Here is an 18,018-nt window from a genome sequence, read left to right as displayed (position 1 = left end):
TTGGCACATGTGGTTGTCTCAAAATATCCTGGTGACCTTACCTCAACGCAAAGCAAATCATCGGCCTACTGAAACAAAGCGAGACTTCCGCAGCAGGCTCCTTTAAAGAAAAGCCTTTCTGCGGAAGTTATGGTTAAGTTAAGTGTTGAGAGGAAATCTACGCCCCTCAGCTAGGTTGGATTTGATCAGGCCGCTGCGGTTATAGCCCGTAGCGCATAGTAGTCCTGACCGTTTTTCTCAACACGCTCTTGCGCAAGTGCTGGGAAGTTCAGGCTGAGCGTCCCGGTCATGTCATAGACATTGGCAAAAAGCGCCGGGGTGCTGTCCACCGGGGTCGAGACAATCGACGGCTCGGATACGGGGAACTGCCAGATTGTGCCATCACTTGCCTTGAAGACGTCGATCTGAATGACCTCGAGGCCCACGTGGCCTGCCGGCGGTGCATAGGTGATGCGCTCGCTTTCCACGGTTTCGGTCTCGATCTCTTCGCGGAACTCGCTTGATGTGGTCACCGACAAGCCAAAGGTCGTGCTGGCCTTGGCGGTGAATTCACCCGCTACACCGCCGCTCTCAGTCGTGCTTTCGATGGTTGACACGATCTCAAGAAACAGGCTGGAGGCCGACAGTTTCGACACCCGGCTGGACACGAAGGTTTCCGTGGTCTGCCCCTGCGGGATCACGCCGATGATGGCCAGGGCACCTTGGTCAATGACGTCCGAGGGCGTGTAATCCTTGATGTAGCGCACCCGCAGCTTGTCCAGTTCGTCACCGCTTTTGCCGCCAAGACCCAGAACGCGCATACCAGTCAGCGTGGTCTTTGTGCCGGATTCCTTGCCCACCGTCAGCGTGCGGCCCCGGCTTGTGCGCAGAAAGATCTTGTGGATGCGCGTCGACCGGTTCTTGTAGCGACCCGACCAGATTTCCATGTGATCGATATACTCATCGCCCTGCATCTCAAGGACCTTGCTTTCCCGGCCACCGCCGCCGCCGTTGCGCTTGCCATTCAGGACAAGTGCGTCGACACGGTTGCCCGAGCGAAATCCGATCGTGCGAACGGCTTCAATATCGAAAGATTTCCCGCCATCTCCACCAATTGGTTTTGTTACAATAGACATTACAGTATCTCCTTTTTTCAGTGTGTTGAACTTGACCAAGACATCGTTGTCCCGGCCTTGTGGTGGAGTTACGCGGCAGGGCAGTGGTTTATTCTCGCTGTGGTGAAAAAAGTTTTTGCGCGCGCAATTAAAAGGCGTAAGCGCCACAGCTTAAGTTCTGCTTTCGTAATTTTACTATGGTATTTTCAAATGCGGTGAAGCTGCGCTTTCCAAAGATGTTTTTCGCCATAATCTAGCAGCGCATAAAGCGGTCGTTCATACCGAACATTCCCAAATTCACTTTGTCCGCATTTTCATTGTTTAACTGCAGCCAGTTGAAAGGGCGTTATCTCACCTGTTCGAATACAATAATATTATTTGCTTGTGACCGTGCCACCCGTGCGCATCAAACCTCCTCCACCAGCACCACGCCGTCTAGCGATTTGATCGCGCCTTTGATTTGGGGGTTCACAGGGAAATCCTTTTTAAGGGCCATCTCGACCTCGCCCGGCAGGTCTGGGTCCATCAGGCAGAATACAATCGGGCCTTTGCCACCTGATTTCACAGTCTCGGCCGCCTGTTGCAACACATTGGACACCGGCCCGATCGCATCCTGATTGTCGACGAATATCTTCAGACCGCTGGCCGCACTGCCCGCAATTGCGGCGTCAACGGGTTGTGCGCCGCGGCAGAGCAGTTTTAGCTGATCGCCCTCCATCGTCGCCTCGGCCGTGATCAGAACCTTGTTGCCGGTTTCCAGATGTTCGCGCGCGGCTTCCAGCGTGTCGGAAAACACCGTTACCTCGTACCCGCCCGTCGGGTCGGACAGCTGCACAAAGGCAAAGCGGTTCCCGCGGGCCGATTTGCGTTCCTGACGGCCCGACACAGTCCCCGCCATTTTGGCGACAAAGGCGCCCTGTTCGGCCTTGGCGGTCACGTCATCCAGCGTCAACACACCCTTGCGTTTCAGCGACACCATGTAGTCGTCCAGCGGATGACCCGACAGGTAGAAGCCGATCGCCTTGAATTCTTCGCCCAACCGTTCCGCAGGCAACCAGTCACCCACCGGTGACAGACGTGGTTCCGGCAGGTCATCGCCCGCATCGCCGAACAGGCTGACCTGACTGGAATTACGTTGATCATGGATCGCCGTTGAATAATTCACCAATGCATCCAGGCTTTCAAAAACCCGCCGCCGGTTTGGATCAAGCTGATCAAAGCCCCCAGCCCGCGCCAGCATCTCAAGCGGGCGCTTGCCCACGCGTTTAAGATCCACCCGTCGCGCAAAATCAAACAGAGTCACAAAGGGCTTGTCACCGCGCGCGTCCGTGACCAGCCGCATCGCCTCAACCCCCACATTCTTCAGCGCGCCCAGGGCATAGACCAGTTTGCCGTCATCCACCGTGAACAGCGCCTGCGACCGGTTCACGCAGGGCGGCACATAGGGCAGTCCAAGGCCTTTTTTCACCTCTTGAAAATAGACATTCAGCTTGTCGGTCAGATGGATATCGCAGTTCATGACGCCCGCCATGAACTCAACCGGATAATTCGCCTTCAGCCAGGCGGTCTGGTAACTGACCACCGCATAGGCCGCAGCATGCGACTTGTTGAAACCATAGTTGGCGAACTTGTCCAGCAGGTTCCACACCTCAAGCGCCTTGTCCTTGTCGACGCCGTTTTCCGCAGCGCCTGCCAGGAACTTGGGTCGCTCGGCATCCATCGCCTCTTGGATCTTCTTACCCATCGCGCGCCGCAGCAGGTCCGCACCGCCCAGGGAATATCCCGCCATTTCCTGCGCGATCTGCATCACCTGTTCCTGATAAACGATGATCCCTTGCGTTTCGTCCAGAATATGGTCAATCGACGGATGCAGCCGTTCACGGTCGGCCTTGCCGTTCTTCACGTCGCAATACTGCGGAATATTTTCCATCGGACCGGGCCGGTAAAGCGCCACCAGCGCCACGATATCCTCGATGCAGGTGGGTTTCATCCGCTTCAGCGCATCCATCATGCCTGAGCTTTCCACCTGAAACACCGCAACCGTCTTGGCCTTCGAGTAAAGCTCATAGCTTTTCTCATCCTCCAGATCGATCGCGCCTATATCGATCTCAACCCCGCGCTTTTTCAGCAAATCCAATGCGTTCTGGATCACAGTTAAAGTCTTAAGACCCAGAAAGTCGAACTTCACCAACCCCGCCTGTTCGACCCATTTCATATTGAACTGCGTGGCTGGCATATCGGACCGCGGATCCTGATACAGCGGCACCAGCGCATCCAGTGGCCGGTCGCCGATCACCACTCCTGCGGCGTGGGTCGAGGCATTGCGCAGCAGCCCCTCGATCTGCTGGCCATAGGTCAACAGTCGCTCGACAACCTCTTCCGCCTTCGCCTCTTCCCGCAGGCGTGGTTCATCGGCCAAGGCTTTTTCGATACTGACGGGTTTGACGCCCTCAACCGGGATCATCTTCGACAGGCGATCCACCTGCCCATAGGGCATCTGCAACACGCGCCCCACATCGCGCACCGCGGCCTTGGACAACAGCGCACCAAAGGTGATGATCTGCCCTACTTTATCGCGCCCGTATTTTTCCTGCACATAGCGGATCACTTCCTCGCGTCGGTCCATACAGAAGTCGATATCAAAGTCGGGCATCGAGACCCGCTCGGGGTTCAAAAACCGTTCAAACAGAAGGCTATAGCGCAGGGGATCAAGATCGGTGATCGTCAGCGCATAGGCCACCAAAGACCCCGCGCCTGACCCGCGCCCCGGCCCCACGGGGATGTCCTTTTCCTTGGCCCATTTGATAAAATCCGCAACGATCAGGAAATAGCCGGGAAAGCCCATGCCCTCGATAATGCCCAGCTCAAACTCCAGCCGCTTCTCATAGTCCTCAACCGGTGCCGCATGGGGGATCACGGCCAGACGGTCCTTCAGCCCCTGCTGCGCCTGCCTGCGCAGTTCCTCAACCTCATCATCGGCGAATTTCGGCAAGATCGGATCACGTGTATAGGCCTTGAATGCGCAGCGGCGCGCAATTTCAACGGTGTTCTCCAGCGCCTCGGGCAGATCAGCGAAAAGCGCCGCCATCTCCTCGGGCGATTTGAAATAATGCTGCGGTGTCAAACGCCTGCGCGGTTCCTGTTGATCGACATAGGCGCCTTCAGCAATACAGATCAGCGCATCATGGGCCTCGTAAATCTCGGGCCGCGGAAAATAGACATCATTCGTCGCGACCAGCGGCAACTCCATCGCATAGGCCATCTCGACAAACCCACGCTCAGTCTGCGCCTCGGCCTCGGGCAAGCCGTTTTCCCCCGGATGCCGCTGTAATTCGATATAAAGCCTGTCGCCATAAATCCCTGCCAACTGAGTCATCAAGGCCTGCGCGCGGGCCTGCTGCCCATTCCGCAAGAACCGCCCAACAGGTCCATCCGCCCCACCCGACAGGCAAATCACACCATCCGAGTATTGCGCCAATTCATCCAAAGTGACCTGAGGCAGCTGACCGCCCTTATCAAGATACAGACAGGAGTTCAGCTTCATCAGGCACTCATACCCACGCTCGGACTGCACCAACAATACAACCGCCGCCGGATCGCGCGGCTTTTCCCCGGGTGCGGCCGGATCATAGGCCACATTCACTTGACACCCCAAAATCGGCTGCACCCCGGCCTTGGCTGCACCTTCGGAAAACTCCAGTGCGCAGAACATGTTGTTCGTATCTGTGACCGCCACGGCGGGCATGCCTGCATCGCCACACAGTCCCGGCAGCTTCTTAACAGGTACTGCCCCCTCCAACAGGGAATATTCAGTGTGAACACGCAGGTGAATGAATCGGGGGCTATCTGTCATAGACGCACCCTAAACCTGCACCCGAAAAACCAAAACCCATTATTGTTCCTTAAGTACTCCGGGGTTTGGGGCAGAGCCCCAAATCGCACGCAGTGCCAGAAGTAGCGCGCGCGACAGCGCGCACAATTTTTAAACAGATGCCACAAAAATACGTTCCCCGGGCATCAGCACACTTGCAAACCCCGACCAATATGCGCTTTTCTAGCGGGTGACACAAAACAGTGCCCTGCGTTCTACGCCGCATCGAGCGCGCGCTGTGTAATTATAATTCGGTAAGGCGGCGGGTTTTCTTCGATGACAATTACGTTTCTTCTGAACGGAGAGACAGTGCAGGTGGACGCGCCGCCGACCCGCACCCTGCTCGACTGGCTGCGCGAGGACCGCGGTCTGACCGGGACGAAAGAAGGCTGCAACGAAGGCGACTGCGGCGCCTGCACGGTGATCGTCACCGATGATGACGGCCCCAAAACCCTGAATGCCTGCATTCTTTTCCTGCCACAACTGCACGGAAAAGCCGTTCGCACGGTCGAAGGCATCTCAGGCCCCGGCGGTAAATTGCACCCTGTGCAACAAGCCATGATTGACCACCACGGATCGCAATGCGGCTTCTGCACCCCCGGCTTTGTCGTCAGCATGGCCTGCGCGCACATGAAAAAACGGTCTGACTTTGACGATCAACTGGCGGGCAACCTGTGTCGCTGCACCGGCTACGCGCCGATCATCCGTGCGGCCAAAGCCGCGGCGTCCGAACCAGTACCGGATTGGATGATCGACACACCGCTGGAAAATGTGCAAAATGCACATCTTCCCGAAAACACCGATGAACTAGCCGCGTGGTACGCCGACCATCCCGACGCCACCCTGATCGCAGGTGCGACAGACGTCGGTCTTTGGGTCACAAAGCAGCTTCGTGATCTGGCCCCCGTCGCCTTTCTTCATCGCTGCAACGACCTGCAACGCATTGATATTGCAAAAGATCACACACACATCGGAGCTGGATGCACGATGACACAGGTTCTTGAATGGGCCAGTGACCATTTCCCCTCATACGCCGAACTGATCCGCCGCTATGGCTCAACCCAGGTTCGAAACGCTGCGACCATCGGCGGGAATATCGCCAATGGCTCACCCATCGGGGATAACCCGCCCGCGTTGATCGCGCTGGATGCCAAGCTGCATCTGCGCCACGGTGACATGCAACGCGTTATAAACATTGAGGATTTCTTCATCGACTACGGCAAACAAGACAGCGCACCTGGTGAATTTGTCGAAGCTGTCAGTATCCCTCACCAGCCCAATCATCTAAAATGCTACAAACTCAGCAAGCGCTTCGATCAGGATATTTCGGCCGTCTGTGGCTGTTTCAATATCTCCATTGAAAACAATCATGTAACAGCCGCGCGCATCGCCTTTGGCGGCATGGCCGGCATCCCGAAACGTGCAAGCCATGTGGAACAGACCCTGATAGGTCAGACATGGTCCAAGGAAACGATCAAGACCGCTCAAACTGTTTTTTCAAAAGATTTCCAACCCTTGTCTGATATGCGCGCCTCGGCGGTGTATCGCCTTCAAACTGCCGAAAACATGCTGATGCGCTATTATCTTGAAAGTATTGGTGAAAAGACATCGGTGCTAGAGGTCCAGCCATGACCGTCGCCAAACCCCTGCCGCATGATGCAGCACACCTGCACGTCACCGGTCAGGCGCGCTATGTTGATGACATTCCGACGCCTGCGCACTGTCTGCATCTAGTGTTCGGCTTGTCTGATATCGCCCATGGCATCATTACCGAAATCGACCTTGACCCGGTGCGTCAGGCCCCCGGCGTACTGGCCGTTTTGACCGCAGATGACCTGCCGTTTGATAATGATGTCTCGCCCTCGGCCCATGACGAACCACTGCTGTCAAAAGGCGAAATCTTTTATCTGGGTCAGCCGATTTTTCTTGTCATTGCAGAAAGTTACCTTGCCGCACGAAAGGCGGCGCGCTTGGGGGAAATCACCTATGACGAACGCCCCGCGATCCTGACGATTGACGACGCCATGGCCGCGAACAGCCGGTTCGAGGACGGCCCGCGCATCTATGCGAAGGGTGACGTTGAACGGGCGATATCCGAGGCCCCGCATCAGGTGCGGGGCAGTATCGAGGTCGGCGGTCAGGAACATTTTTACCTTGAGGGCCAGGCGGCAGTGGCGCTGCCGCAAGAGGGGGGCGATATGATCGTCCATTCCTCAACCCAGCATCCCACGGAAATTCAGCATAAGGTGGCCGAAGCCATCGGTCAGCCCATGCACAGCGTCCGGGTTGAGGTCCGCCGGATGGGCGGTGGCTTTGGTGGAAAAGAAAGTCAGGGCAATGCTTTAGCCGTTGCTTGCGCTGTTGCCGCGCGGGCCACGGGCCGCCCCTGCAAGATGCGCTATGACCGCGATGACGACATGATGGTTACCGGCAAGCGGCATGATCTGCGGATCAACTACCACGTCGGGTTTGACGATGAGGGGCGGATTGCGGGCGTCGATTTTACTCACCTTATGCGCTGCGGATGGGCGCAGGATCTGTCCCTGCCCGTCGCCGACCGCGCGATGCTGCATGCCGATAATGCCTATCATCTGCCCACTGCACGCGTCACCTCGCACCGGCTGAAGACGCATACGCAGTCTGCGACGGCTTTTCGCGGGTTCGGTGGGCCGCAGGGAATGGTCGGCATCGAACGCGTGCTGGATCATATCGCGCATTTTCTGGGGCGGGATGGGTTGGAGGTTCGGCGTCGTAACTTTTATGCCTCCGGCGGGAGTATTTCGAGAACAATAAAGCCGCACACCACGCATTATGGAATGGAGGTGACGGATTTCATTCTGCATGAGATGGTTGAGGCGTTAGAGGTATCTTCGGATTATCACGCGCGGCGGGCGGCGGTTGCTGAATGGAATGCCCGTAACCCTTTGTTAAAAAAAGGAATTGCGCTGACGCCCGTGAAGTTTGGGATCAGCTTTACCCTGACCCATCTAAACCAGGCGGGCGCTTTGGTGCATGTGTATCAGGACGGGTCGATCCACTTGAACCATGGCGGGACCGAGATGGGCCAAGGGCTGTTTCAGAAGGTCGCGCAGGTCGCAGCCGACAGGTTCGGCGTGCCCTTGGCGGCGGTCAAGATCACGGCAACGGATACGGGGAAGGTGCCCAATACCTCGGCCACGGCGGCGTCGTCTGGGTCGGACCTGAACGGGATGGCTGTGAAGATCGCCTGTGACGAAATCCGCGACCGGATGGCGCGTTGCCTGGCGGAATTGCATCAGGCCGATCCGGCTAAAGTCGTGTTTCGGGATGGTCATGTTGAGGTCGGCGCGGACCGTCTCAGCTTTGCCGAGGCCGCAGCACTGACCTATCAGAACCGCGTCAGCCTGTCGGCCACGGGGTTCTATAAAACGCCGAAATTGCAATGGGACAGGATCAAGGGCTATGGGCGGCCGTTCTTCTATTTCGCCTATGGCGCGGCGGTGACCGAGGTGGTGATCGACACGCTGACCGGCGAAAACCGCATTTTGCGCGCGGATATTCTGCATGACTGCGGCGCTTCTCTGAACCCCGCGTTGGACATCGGGCAGATTGAAGGCGGCTATGTTCAGGGCGCTGGCTGGCTGACCACCGAAGAACTGGTCTGGGACGACAAAGGGCGGCTGCGCACCCATGCGCCATCAACCTATAAAATCCCGGCGTGCTCGGACAGACCCGATATCTTCAATGTGGCTTTGTGGGATGGTCAGAACCGGGAAGAGACAATCTATCGGTCCAAAGCCGTGGGTGAGCCGCCGTTCATGCTGGGGATTTCCGCCTTTCTGGCGCTGTCGGATGCGGTGGCCGCCTGCGGTGCGGACTATCCGGCGCTGGATGCACCCGCAACAGCCGAGCGGATCTTGGCAGCAGTCAATCGGGTGCACGCATGAGCTTTGATCTGTGTGGACTAGGTCAGGCCGTCTCAGAACACGGTACTGTTGCGCGCGTTGTTGTGGCCGATATCAACGGCTCGACCCCGCGTGAGGTCGGGGCGGCGATGCTGGTGTGGGCAGACGGGCAAAGCGGAACGATTGGCGGCGGTGCGCTGGAGTTTGAAGCGATAAAAATGGCGCGTAAGCTGCTGATATTACGTCAGGATCAGGTTACAAAACATCCCCTTGGCCCCGCCCTTGGACAGTGTTGCGGCGGGGCGGTGACACTGCTGACCGAGGTCTATGATGCTGCACGGCTGGCTGATCTGCCAGACGATATCATCGCGCGTGGCCCCGGCGATATGCCCCTGTCGGTGCAACGAATGCTGGCCACCGCGCGCAACAGTTCACAGCCGCTGACCCCGCATATGACCGATAGTTGGATGGTTGAACCCGTCCTGCGCCCCGCACGCGATATATGGATCTGGGGCGCGGGGCATGTGGGGCGCGCTTTGGTTGATGTGCTGGCCCCCCTGCCCGATCTGAAGATCACGTGGGCGGATACGGGGCCAGAGCGTTTCCCCAAGGGGCACCACGGCGTCACAACTGTGCCTGCCGCCGACCTGTCCGCACTTGTCCCACATGCGGCCACGGGTGCTGAACATTTCATCCTGACATACTCTCACACCATTGATCTTGAGCTGTGTCACCGGCTGCTGCTGCATGATTTCCGCTTTGCCGGACTGATCGGATCGGCCACCAAATGGGCGCGGTTTCGGTCCCGTTTGCGCGACCTTGGGCACACTGACACATCCATCGCGCGTATTACCTGCCCCATCGGTGATCCAGGCCTTGGAAAACACCCGCACGCCATTGCAGTGGGCGTTGCCGCTGCGCTACTACAGCCGCAAAAGACAGCTGCCATTCGGGAACGCACGGGGTGACGGGAACGCTTATAAAGATTGACGGCCTGACCAAGGCCTACCCCGGCGTGATCGCCAACGATAACGTATCTTTTCAGATCGACGCGGGCGAGGTGCACGCGCTGCTTGGGGAAAACGGGGCGGGCAAGTCGACGCTGGTCAAGATGATTTACGGGCTGGTCAAGCCGGACGCGGGTCAGATGCAGCTGCGCGGCAAACCCTATGCCCCGGCTGAACCAAGGGCTGCGCGCGCCGCGGGCGTGGCGATGGTGTTCCAGCACTTCAGTCTGTTTGAGGCCCTGACCGTCGCTGAAAACATCGCCCTTGGCATGGAAAATCCGCCCCCCATGCGCCAGTTGTCGGATCGGATCACCACCGTCAGTCAGGACTACGGCCTGCCGCTGGACCCGCATCGCACAGTGGGCGATCTGTCGGCGGGCGAACGGCAACGGGTTGAGATCATTCGATGCCTGCTGCAGGACCCCAAGCTGTTGATCATGGATGAACCCACCAGCGTTCTGACCCCGCAAGAGGTCGATATTCTGTTTGCCACACTGCGTCTGCTGCGTGACCAGGGCACCTCGATCCTTTATATCAGCCATAAGCTTGAGGAAATTCGCGCGCTGTGTGACACGGCCACGATCCTGCGCGGCGGGCAGAATGTTGGGACCTGTGATCCGCGCCAGACTGCGGCCCGCGACATGGCCGAGATGATGGTGGGCAGCCGTCTGCATGTGCCGGAAAAGGTCAGCCATGCCACCGATCAGGTCGCTTTGACCGTAAACCGTCTGACGTCCCGCGCCGTATCGCCTTTTGGCACGCGGCTGCGCGATGTCTCATTTCAGCTTTGGCAGGGTGAAATCCTTGGTATCGGTGGGGTGGCAGGCAATGGTCAGGACGAACTGCTGGCCGCGATGTCGGGCGAAATGCAGGTTAATCCCGACGCGATCCGGCTTGGCAACCGCCCTATAGGGCATCTTGGGCCGAACAAGCGGCGACGCCTCGGTCTTTTGGCCGCACCCGAAGAACGACTGGGCCATGCCGCCGCCCCAGACATGACCCTGACCGAAAATGCCCTGCTCAGCGGAAAAGTCCGTAAGGCGCTGGAAGAGAACGGCTTTCTGAATTGGAATAAAGCACGTAGATTTGCCGATCAGATCATTGATCGGTTCGACGTTCGCACGCCCAATGCTGCGAATGCGGCGCGATCTCTGTCGGGCGGAAACCTGCAGAAATTCGTCATCGGGCGTGAGATCCTGCAAAATCCGCTGGTTCTGGTCGTGAACCAACCGACCTGGGGCGTCGATGCGCAGGCGGCCGCGGCGATCCGTCAGGCGCTGTTGGATCTGGCGGCAGAAGGCGCTGCGGTTATCGTGATCAGTCAGGATCTGGACGAACTGATGGAGATCACGGACCGGTTTGCGGCCCTGAACGAAGGGCGGCTAAGCGCACCGCGACCAACGGCGGACCTGGATGTCGAACAGATTGGCCTGATGCTGGGCGGCGCGCATGGGATGGAAGTGGCGCATGCCCCCGAAGAAAGCACCGCAGCCCAATGATACGCCTTGAAAAACGCCGCCAACCGTCAAAGCGTTGGACATATCTGACGCCCCCGCTGGCCGTTGTCGCCATCATGATCGCGGGTGGGTTCATGTTCTGGCTATTAGGCAAAGACCCGGTCGAGGCGATCCGCATTATCTTCTGGGATCCACTGTTCAATGAACAGTTCGCCAGCTATTCGCGCCCACAGATTCTGGTCAAAGCCGCACCGCTGATCCTGATCGCCATCGGTCTGTCGTTTGGCTTTCGCGCGGGCGTCTGGAACATCGGGGCCGAGGGGCAGTATATCATGGGCGCCATTGCAGGCGCGGCGGTCGGGTTGGCGTTCTTTCCCACTGAAAGCGCGTTGATCTTTCCGCTGATGGTCATCGCCGGGGCTTTGGGCGGATTTTTGTGGGCGATGATCCCTGCCCTGCTGAAAATCGCGTTCCGCACGAACGAAATCCTGGTGTCGCTGTTGCTGGTCTATGTCGCGGACCTTTATCTGGCCTCGGTATCCTTCGGCGCGCTGCGCAATCCCGACGGCGGCGGGTTTCCCGGCAGTCGAAACCTGCAGCAATATCCAAGTGCGGCGAACCCCGAACTGATCGCGGGCACCGGCGCGCATTGGGGCGTCGTCACGGCCATCTTCGCCGTCGCAGTGGCTTACGTCCTGCTGAACCACCACCGCATCGGGTTTGAGATCAAGCTGACCGGTCAAAGCCCCCGCGCCGCCCGCTTTGCCGGCGTGAACCCCAATCTGATCATCGCGGTCTGCCTTGGGTTTTCCGGTATTCTGGCGGGGCTGGCGGGATTGTTTGAGGTCTCGGGCCCCTCGGGTCAGATCAATATCGACTTTGCCAGCGGATACGGTTTCACCGCGATCATCGTGGCCTTCCTTGGCCGTCTGCATCCTGTCGGTATCCTGCTGGCCGGGCTTCTGATGGCGCTGACCTACATCGGCGGAGAGCTGGCACAATTGATGCTGGGCATCCCTGCTGCGGCCATTCTGGCGTTTCAGGGCATGCTGTTATTCTTTCTATTGGCCATGGATGTGCTGACGGATTATCGGATTTTGGTTGGGAAGAAGGGTCTTAACTAATGGATTTATCGGCCATCAATCCCATTGTTCTGTTCGCGTCGCTGATGGTGGCGTCGACCCCCATCCTGCTGGCCGCACTTGGGGAACTGGTGGTCGAGAAGACCGGCGTGCTGAATCTGGGGGTCGAGGGGATGATGATCACCGGCGCCATCTGCGGGTTTGCGGTGGCGATCGAAACGGGATCACCCGCGCTTGGGTTTCTGGGCGGTGCCCTTGGGGGCGCGGTATTATCGCTGATCTTCGCGTTTCTGACCCAGGTGCTGTTGTCCAACCAAGTCGCAACGGGCCTTGCGCTGACACTGTTCGGGTTGGGGCTATCGGCGCTGATCGGGCAAGGGTACATCGGGCAAAGGCCGCCAAGCTCGGGCGATTTGGTGCTGGGGCTGGACCTGATGGTGTTTCTGGGCATCGGACTGGTGGCGCTGATCTGGTGGGCGCTGCGGGCCACGCGGCTTGGGCTGATCCTGCGGGCGGTCGGTGAAAACCACGACGCCGCCCATGCGCTTGGCTATAAGGTGGTGCGCATCCGGATTGCCGCAATTGCCTTTGGCGGGGCCTGTGCCGGGCTTGGCGGCGCCTACCTTAGCCTGATCCGTGTGCCGCAGTGGACCGAAGGCATGACCGCGGGCGCGGGCTGGATCGCGCTGGCGCTGGTCGTCTTTGCCAGCTGGAAGCCCTGGCGTGTGTTACTGGGTGCCTATCTTTTCGGCGGAATTACCGTTCTGCAGCTAAACCTGCAGGCCGCTGGCGTGAAAATCCCAGTCGAGTATTTATCGATGAGCCGCTATCTGATTACCATCCTTGTGCTTGTTCTTATATCGGTCGACCGAACGCGGGCCACGCTGAATGCGCCCGCGATGTTGGGCCGAAAATTCCATGCCTCAAGCTAGAGGCCACCAACCGGGAGAAACCTGAATGAAAATCAAAACAATGCTGACAACCGCCGCCGCGGCCCTTGGGCTGGCCACCGCCGCCATGGCCGAGGACCCCACCAAGGTCGGCTTCATCTATGTGGGCCCTGTGGGCGACTATGGCTGGTCCTACGAACACAACGAAGGCCGCTTGGCGATCGAGGAAGAATTCGGTGATGCGGTTGAAACCACCTTTGTCGAAAGCGTGCCCGAAGGCGCCGATGCTGAGCGTGTTTTGACGCAAATGGCACTTTCGGGTCATGACCTGATTTTCACGACATCTTTCGGTTTTATGGATGCGACGATGAACGTGGCGTCGAAGTTTCCGAATGTTCGGTTTGAACATGCCACTGGCTATAAGCGCGCCGACAATGTGTCGACCTATTCCGCCCGCTTTTACGAAGGTCGTGCGGTGATCGGCCATATCGCGGGGCACATGACGGAAACGAACAAGGTGGGCTATATCGCGTCCTATCCGATCCCCGAAGTGATCCGAGGGATCAACGCCGCTTACCTGCATGCCAAGAAGGTGAACCCTGATGTCGAATTCAATGTCGTTTGGGTCTACACATGGTTCGATCCAGCCAAGGAAGCCGACGCTGCAACAGCGCTGATCGAACAGGGCGCAGACGTGATCATGCAGCACACAGATTCCACCGCACCGATGACAATTGCCGAAGAAAAAGGGATAGTTGCCTTCGGTCAGGCCTCGGATATGGGCAATTTCGGCCCCAATGCGCAGTTGACTGCGATCATTGATAACTGGGCGCCTTACTACATCGATCGGGTTCGCGCGGTGAAGGATGGCACCTGGGAAAGCGCCGACACCTGGGACGGTATCGCGCCTGGCATGGTCGAACTTGCGCCGATCTCGGACCGCGTTCCAGCCGACGTTAAAGCAGAAGCAGAAGCCATGGCAGCCGCGATTGCGGCGGGCGAATATCACCCTTTTACCGGCCCGATAAATCGTCAGGACGGCACCCCGTGGCTGGCCGAAGGTGAGGTCGCAGATGACGGAACCCTGGCCGGTATGGATTTCTATATCGAGGGTCTGACAGGCGAAATTCCGAACTAAAATCCGCCTACTGAAGTGACAATAGCTCGGCATTTTGCCGGGCTATTTTTATGATGTATTCACGGGTGATTCTATTTCCCGCACGTCAAGTCTTAGTAACCATGTCATATTTTGGCCGCAATATGTTGGGCCTACCACAAATTGTGGCACAACTTGTGGTTGCGGACACAATTATTTCAAGAAGTGTTTGACAGACCATGTATCTATTGAAAACCTAAGGTTGTATTAACCATATCCTCAGGAGATAACGATGACCCTTCGCGACACACTTGATGCCGGCCTCGTTCACATCGCCAACAAATCACCGATTTTCGAGACCGAATTCGATCACGTGACTGACGCGGGCCGTGTTCACATCGCAAACAAATCCCCTGCTTTCCGTACCGAGTTCGCCGATACGAAAGACATCGGAAACGTTAACATCGCAAACAAGTCGCCTGCGTTTAACGTCGATTGCGAAGACCAAGGCCGCGTTCATATTGCCAACAAATCACCATCTTTCCGTACGGATTGTGACGACGCTGGCCGCGTTCATATCGCAAACAAATCGCCCGCTTTCAGCACCGACTGTACAGACGCAGGTAACGTGCATATTGCGAATAAATCACCTGCTTTCGCAGTGGATTGCGAAGATGTCGGCACTGTTCACATTGCCAACAAGTCACCTGCGTTCAGCACGGATTGCGAAGATGCTGGCACTGTTCACATCGCCAACAAGTCGCCCGCATTCAGCACGGACTGTGTAGACGCAGGTAACGTCCACATCGCAAACAAATCACCAGCTTTCAGCGTGGATTGCGAAGATGCGGGCAGCGTCCACATCGCCAACAAGTCACCTGCCTTCAGCACCGATTGCGAAGACGCCGGTCGCGTGCACATCGCGAACAAATCACCAGCTTTCGACATCGCTGCCTGATTTGTTCTGAATGCACGACGGACAAAAGACCGATACCGTCAGCGCCCCTGAAACAGAGGCGCTGGCGACGTTTTACCGGATGGTCCCATCGGCCAGCCAACCTGTGCCCGCCGATCAAGCCGCGGGCGGCACCCTGCCCCTGCGCGCCTATCGCTATTGCGAACCGATCCGCGTAGCATCGGGCCTGGGGTGGTATGTGTTCCCGCCGATCGACTTTTCGCTGATGTGGGATGGCACTCAGATCCATTGGACCTATGATGGTGCCGCTGACTGGATGCCGCTGGATGCCGCGCAATTTCCCAAGTTCGCGGCCGAGTTTGATTCTCACTGCCCCGAAGATATCCGCGGATATTCGCCGCCCTTTCTGGCGTCCGTTCTGCAGCCCGGTGTGCTGCAAATCTGGTCAGGCCTGATTGCGCGCACGGCGCCCGACTGGTGCCTGCTGATCCGTGAACCGGCCAACCTGCCGAAAAATCAGCACTTTCAGGGATTTGAAGGGGTGGTCGAAACCGACCGCTGGTTCGGCCCGCTGTTCACGAACATCCGTCTGACCAAGACGGACACACGTGTGGATTTTAAACACAATCACCCACTTTTTACAATTCAGCCCTTGCATCGCAGCCATCTAGACCCGAAAATCAACCAAAGCGCGAAAAAGGTTGCAGGGATGCACGACATGACAGAGGCTGACTGGAACGATTATCGTGCTACAATTGTCGAACGCGTAGGCGATAAACGCGTGCCTGGTGATTATGCCAAAACGGCACGCAAGCGAAGAAAGAGCGACCCGGGTGCGATTTAAAGGTATTCCTGCTTTTGGGATAATGCTGGCCAGCATTGCCTATGTGATCGAAATAACGACTTTCCCGATGATTTTGGAAAGTATGTCCCAGTCGCTTGGGTTCGATGATGAATTCGCCAGATTGCTGATCGTGGCCTATAGCGTGGCACTTGTCACCTCGGTTCTGGTCGGTGGTTGGCTGGGCGATAAATTTTCGCGCGAAACAGTCTTTGCCGGTGGTGCGCTGTTGTTTGGGGCGTCAGCTGTTGCCGTTCTTTTTGCGCAATCGGGCGAACAGGCGCTTGTCTTCCGCATTGTGCAGGGCATCGGCGCGGGGTTGTTTTCGCCCATGGTGCCCGCCCTTCTGGCGGCCCGTAAACCGCATGATCCGATTGCAGCCCTGGGGTTCTGGGGAATGCTGACGGGGGCCGCTGCCGCGCTTTATCCTTTTATCGGCGCGGTTCTGACAGATAATTTCAGCTGGCAGATCGGCTGGCTGATGGTGCCCATGGTCACGATCATTGCATTCTTCGGGCTGCCCTCGTCCCGCGACGTGGTCAGCTATGAAACCGCAACACCCGAACTTTCGGAAATGCGCCAACGCATCAGTGCCAAGGTCTGGGCGGTCATGGCTTATGTCGCGCTGAACTATGGTATGACGACTTGGTTCATCGTGTCATTGTCGCTCAGCTATGGGGACGAGGGCGGAACTTTCACTGAAATCGGCTTTATCCTGTTCCTGCTTTGGGCGACCTTCAGCCTGGGCAATTTCATCATCGCCAAAACCGGCAAATGGGTGAACGTGGGCTTTATGCTGAACGCAGGTGTCCTGCTGAACCTTGGCGGTGTCGGAATCTTTACCCTGCTTGAGCCGACACTGCTGTTGACCAGCATCGCCGCCATTTGCATCGGTATGGGCATGGCGTTGAACAACGCGCCGACCACCGATCTGGCCTTCCGTCTAAGCGACAAGGTGCAGCACGGGCGCATTGCCAGCCTGGACATCATCGCAGCCCGCATCGGCGGCGCAGCCTTTGTGTTTGCCATTCCTGTGGCAAGCATGGCGGGGTTATACATCGGCCTTGCTGCCACGATCCTGTCGCTTTTACTGACCGCCTATTGCGTGCGCGCCATGCGAAAGCCCGTGCCGATATCTGTGGTACGCACAAACATCAGATTTCAGGCAGATCAGGCGTAAATAGGCAGATACTCAGCCGAGCCAATGGTGCGATAAGCGGCTGGAAACGGCGTTTTCTGCAGCTTCAACGCAGGAAACCGCGCCGTGATTTCAGCGCGGGCCGTTTCATCGACACAAGACAGCGCCTCGACCGTCGGGCGGAATGACTCGACCGGCAGACCATTGGCAAAGATGATTTCGTGGTGATCGAACACCAGGTTAAAGAACTCACCCGCCTGGCCATTCGCATCATAATACGCCAAGGCGTTTGACCCCGCCAGACCGGACGCAGCCAGAAAGCAAGCCTGATCTGCGTCATCAGCACTGGCCACAAGATAGGACGGCACGAGAACCTTGTGATCAGGTGCCAGGATCAACGGTTTCATTGGCATCATGGGGCCAACGGCACGCGTTTTCAGGCAAACAGGCGACCTTGGCTTTGACGGTTGCAGGACGTCATGCAGATGATAGCTCCAGACCATGCGGACAGGTTGCAAGCCGTTGTCGCGCGTGATGATCAGATCGCCGGGCCGGATACAGGAAATGCGGCGCGGCCCGCACGGTGTGCGAATTTCACTGTTCGATGCCAGACCGGATAGAAGATGCTGCAGCATCCTATCTTTTTCAGACAGGTGTCCCATGTGTACAAGCGCCCCAAGTTTCCCCACTACAGTTCAGCGTTAACACCAAATGCGGCAAAATCAGGGAAAAGGCTTGGCAT

At 57.6% G+C, this 18,018-nt stretch carries 13 protein-coding genes; 10 read left to right on the top strand and 3 right to left on the bottom strand.

All coding sequences use genetic code 11. The features are described from left to right. Window positions 1-185: 185 nt before the first annotated feature. Together H7848_RS07815 and dnaE are read right to left on the bottom strand one after the other, a co-directional pair. On the bottom strand, window positions 186-1,115 hold the full coding sequence (locus tag H7848_RS07815; protein ID WP_208349755.1) for a jacalin-like lectin: 930 nt from the start codon (window positions 1,113-1,115) through the stop codon (window positions 186-188). 385 nt (window positions 1,116-1,500) lie between these two features. Further along, entirely contained in the window at window positions 1,501-4,947 is a 3,447-nt protein-coding gene (gene dnaE, locus H7848_RS07810) for a DNA polymerase III subunit alpha (protein ID WP_208349753.1), read from the bottom strand. Between the two features lie 294 nt (window positions 4,948-5,241). Here dnaE and xdhA point away from each other — a divergent pair, with 294 nt between their 5' ends. From xdhA to H7848_RS07760, 10 genes are all read left to right on the top strand, one after another. Further along, window positions 5,242-6,597 carry a xanthine dehydrogenase small subunit gene (gene xdhA / locus H7848_RS07805; protein ID WP_208349750.1) on the top strand — a complete coding sequence of 452 codons (1,356 nt, stop codon included), beginning with the start codon at window positions 5,242-5,244 and terminating at the stop codon, window positions 6,595-6,597. Further along, window positions 6,594-8,891, top strand: coding sequence for a xanthine dehydrogenase molybdopterin binding subunit (gene xdhB, locus H7848_RS07800; RefSeq protein ID WP_208349748.1), 2,298 nt, complete (start codon window positions 6,594-6,596; stop codon window positions 8,889-8,891). Before xdhA ends, xdhB begins: the two co-directional genes overlap by 4 nt. Beyond that, window positions 8,888-9,817, top strand: coding sequence for a xanthine dehydrogenase accessory protein XdhC (gene xdhC, locus H7848_RS07795; RefSeq protein WP_208349740.1), 930 nt, complete (start codon window positions 8,888-8,890; stop codon window positions 9,815-9,817). The genes xdhB and xdhC overlap by 4 nt, the downstream gene beginning before the upstream one ends. Beyond that, window positions 9,814-11,355 carry an ABC transporter ATP-binding protein gene (locus tag H7848_RS07790; RefSeq protein ID WP_208349737.1) on the top strand — a complete coding sequence of 514 codons (1,542 nt, stop codon included), beginning with the start codon at window positions 9,814-9,816 and terminating at the stop codon, window positions 11,353-11,355. The genes xdhC and H7848_RS07790 overlap by 4 nt, the downstream gene beginning before the upstream one ends. Then, window positions 11,352-12,437, top strand: coding sequence for an ABC transporter permease (locus tag H7848_RS07785; protein ID WP_208349734.1), 1,086 nt, complete (start codon window positions 11,352-11,354; stop codon window positions 12,435-12,437). Before H7848_RS07790 ends, H7848_RS07785 begins: the two co-directional genes overlap by 4 nt. Beyond that, window positions 12,437-13,327: an ABC transporter permease gene (locus H7848_RS07780; RefSeq protein ID WP_208349732.1), complete on the top strand. Its 891-nt coding sequence runs from the start codon at window positions 12,437-12,439 to the stop codon at window positions 13,325-13,327. The genes H7848_RS07785 and H7848_RS07780 overlap by 1 nt, the downstream gene beginning before the upstream one ends. 25 nt (window positions 13,328-13,352) lie before the next feature. Next, window positions 13,353-14,423, top strand: coding sequence for a BMP family ABC transporter substrate-binding protein (locus H7848_RS07775; protein WP_208349729.1), 1,071 nt, complete (start codon window positions 13,353-13,355; stop codon window positions 14,421-14,423). A 250-nt stretch (window positions 14,424-14,673) separates the two neighbouring features. After that, the gene (locus tag H7848_RS07770; protein WP_208349726.1) at window positions 14,674-15,339 is read left to right on the top strand and encodes a hypothetical protein; all 666 of its coding nucleotides are present in this window, start codon (window positions 14,674-14,676) and stop codon (window positions 15,337-15,339) included. A 10-nt stretch (window positions 15,340-15,349) separates the two neighbouring features. Continuing rightward, the gene (locus H7848_RS07765) at window positions 15,350-16,141 is read left to right on the top strand and encodes a DUF6065 family protein (protein ID WP_208349725.1); all 792 of its coding nucleotides are present in this window, start codon (window positions 15,350-15,352) and stop codon (window positions 16,139-16,141) included. Next, window positions 16,131-17,318, top strand: coding sequence for an MFS transporter (locus tag H7848_RS07760; RefSeq protein ID WP_208349724.1), 1,188 nt, complete (start codon window positions 16,131-16,133; stop codon window positions 17,316-17,318). Before H7848_RS07765 ends, H7848_RS07760 begins: the two co-directional genes overlap by 11 nt. On the opposite strand, the gene H7848_RS07755 is transcribed toward H7848_RS07760, so the two are convergent. Continuing rightward, window positions 17,309-17,911 carry a Hint domain-containing protein gene (locus H7848_RS07755; protein WP_208349723.1) on the bottom strand — a complete coding sequence of 201 codons (603 nt, stop codon included), beginning with the start codon at window positions 17,909-17,911 and terminating at the stop codon, window positions 17,309-17,311. The two genes, H7848_RS07760 and H7848_RS07755, sit on opposite strands and share 10 nt — an antisense overlap. Between the last annotated feature and the right edge of the window lie 107 nt (window positions 17,912-18,018).

Origin of the sequence: Pseudaestuariivita rosea (assembly GCF_017592335.1) — a bacterium.
GTDB lineage: Bacteria > Pseudomonadota > Alphaproteobacteria > Rhodobacterales > Rhodobacteraceae > Parasulfitobacter > Parasulfitobacter rosea.
This window is presented reverse-complemented; position numbering and strand designations above follow the sequence as displayed.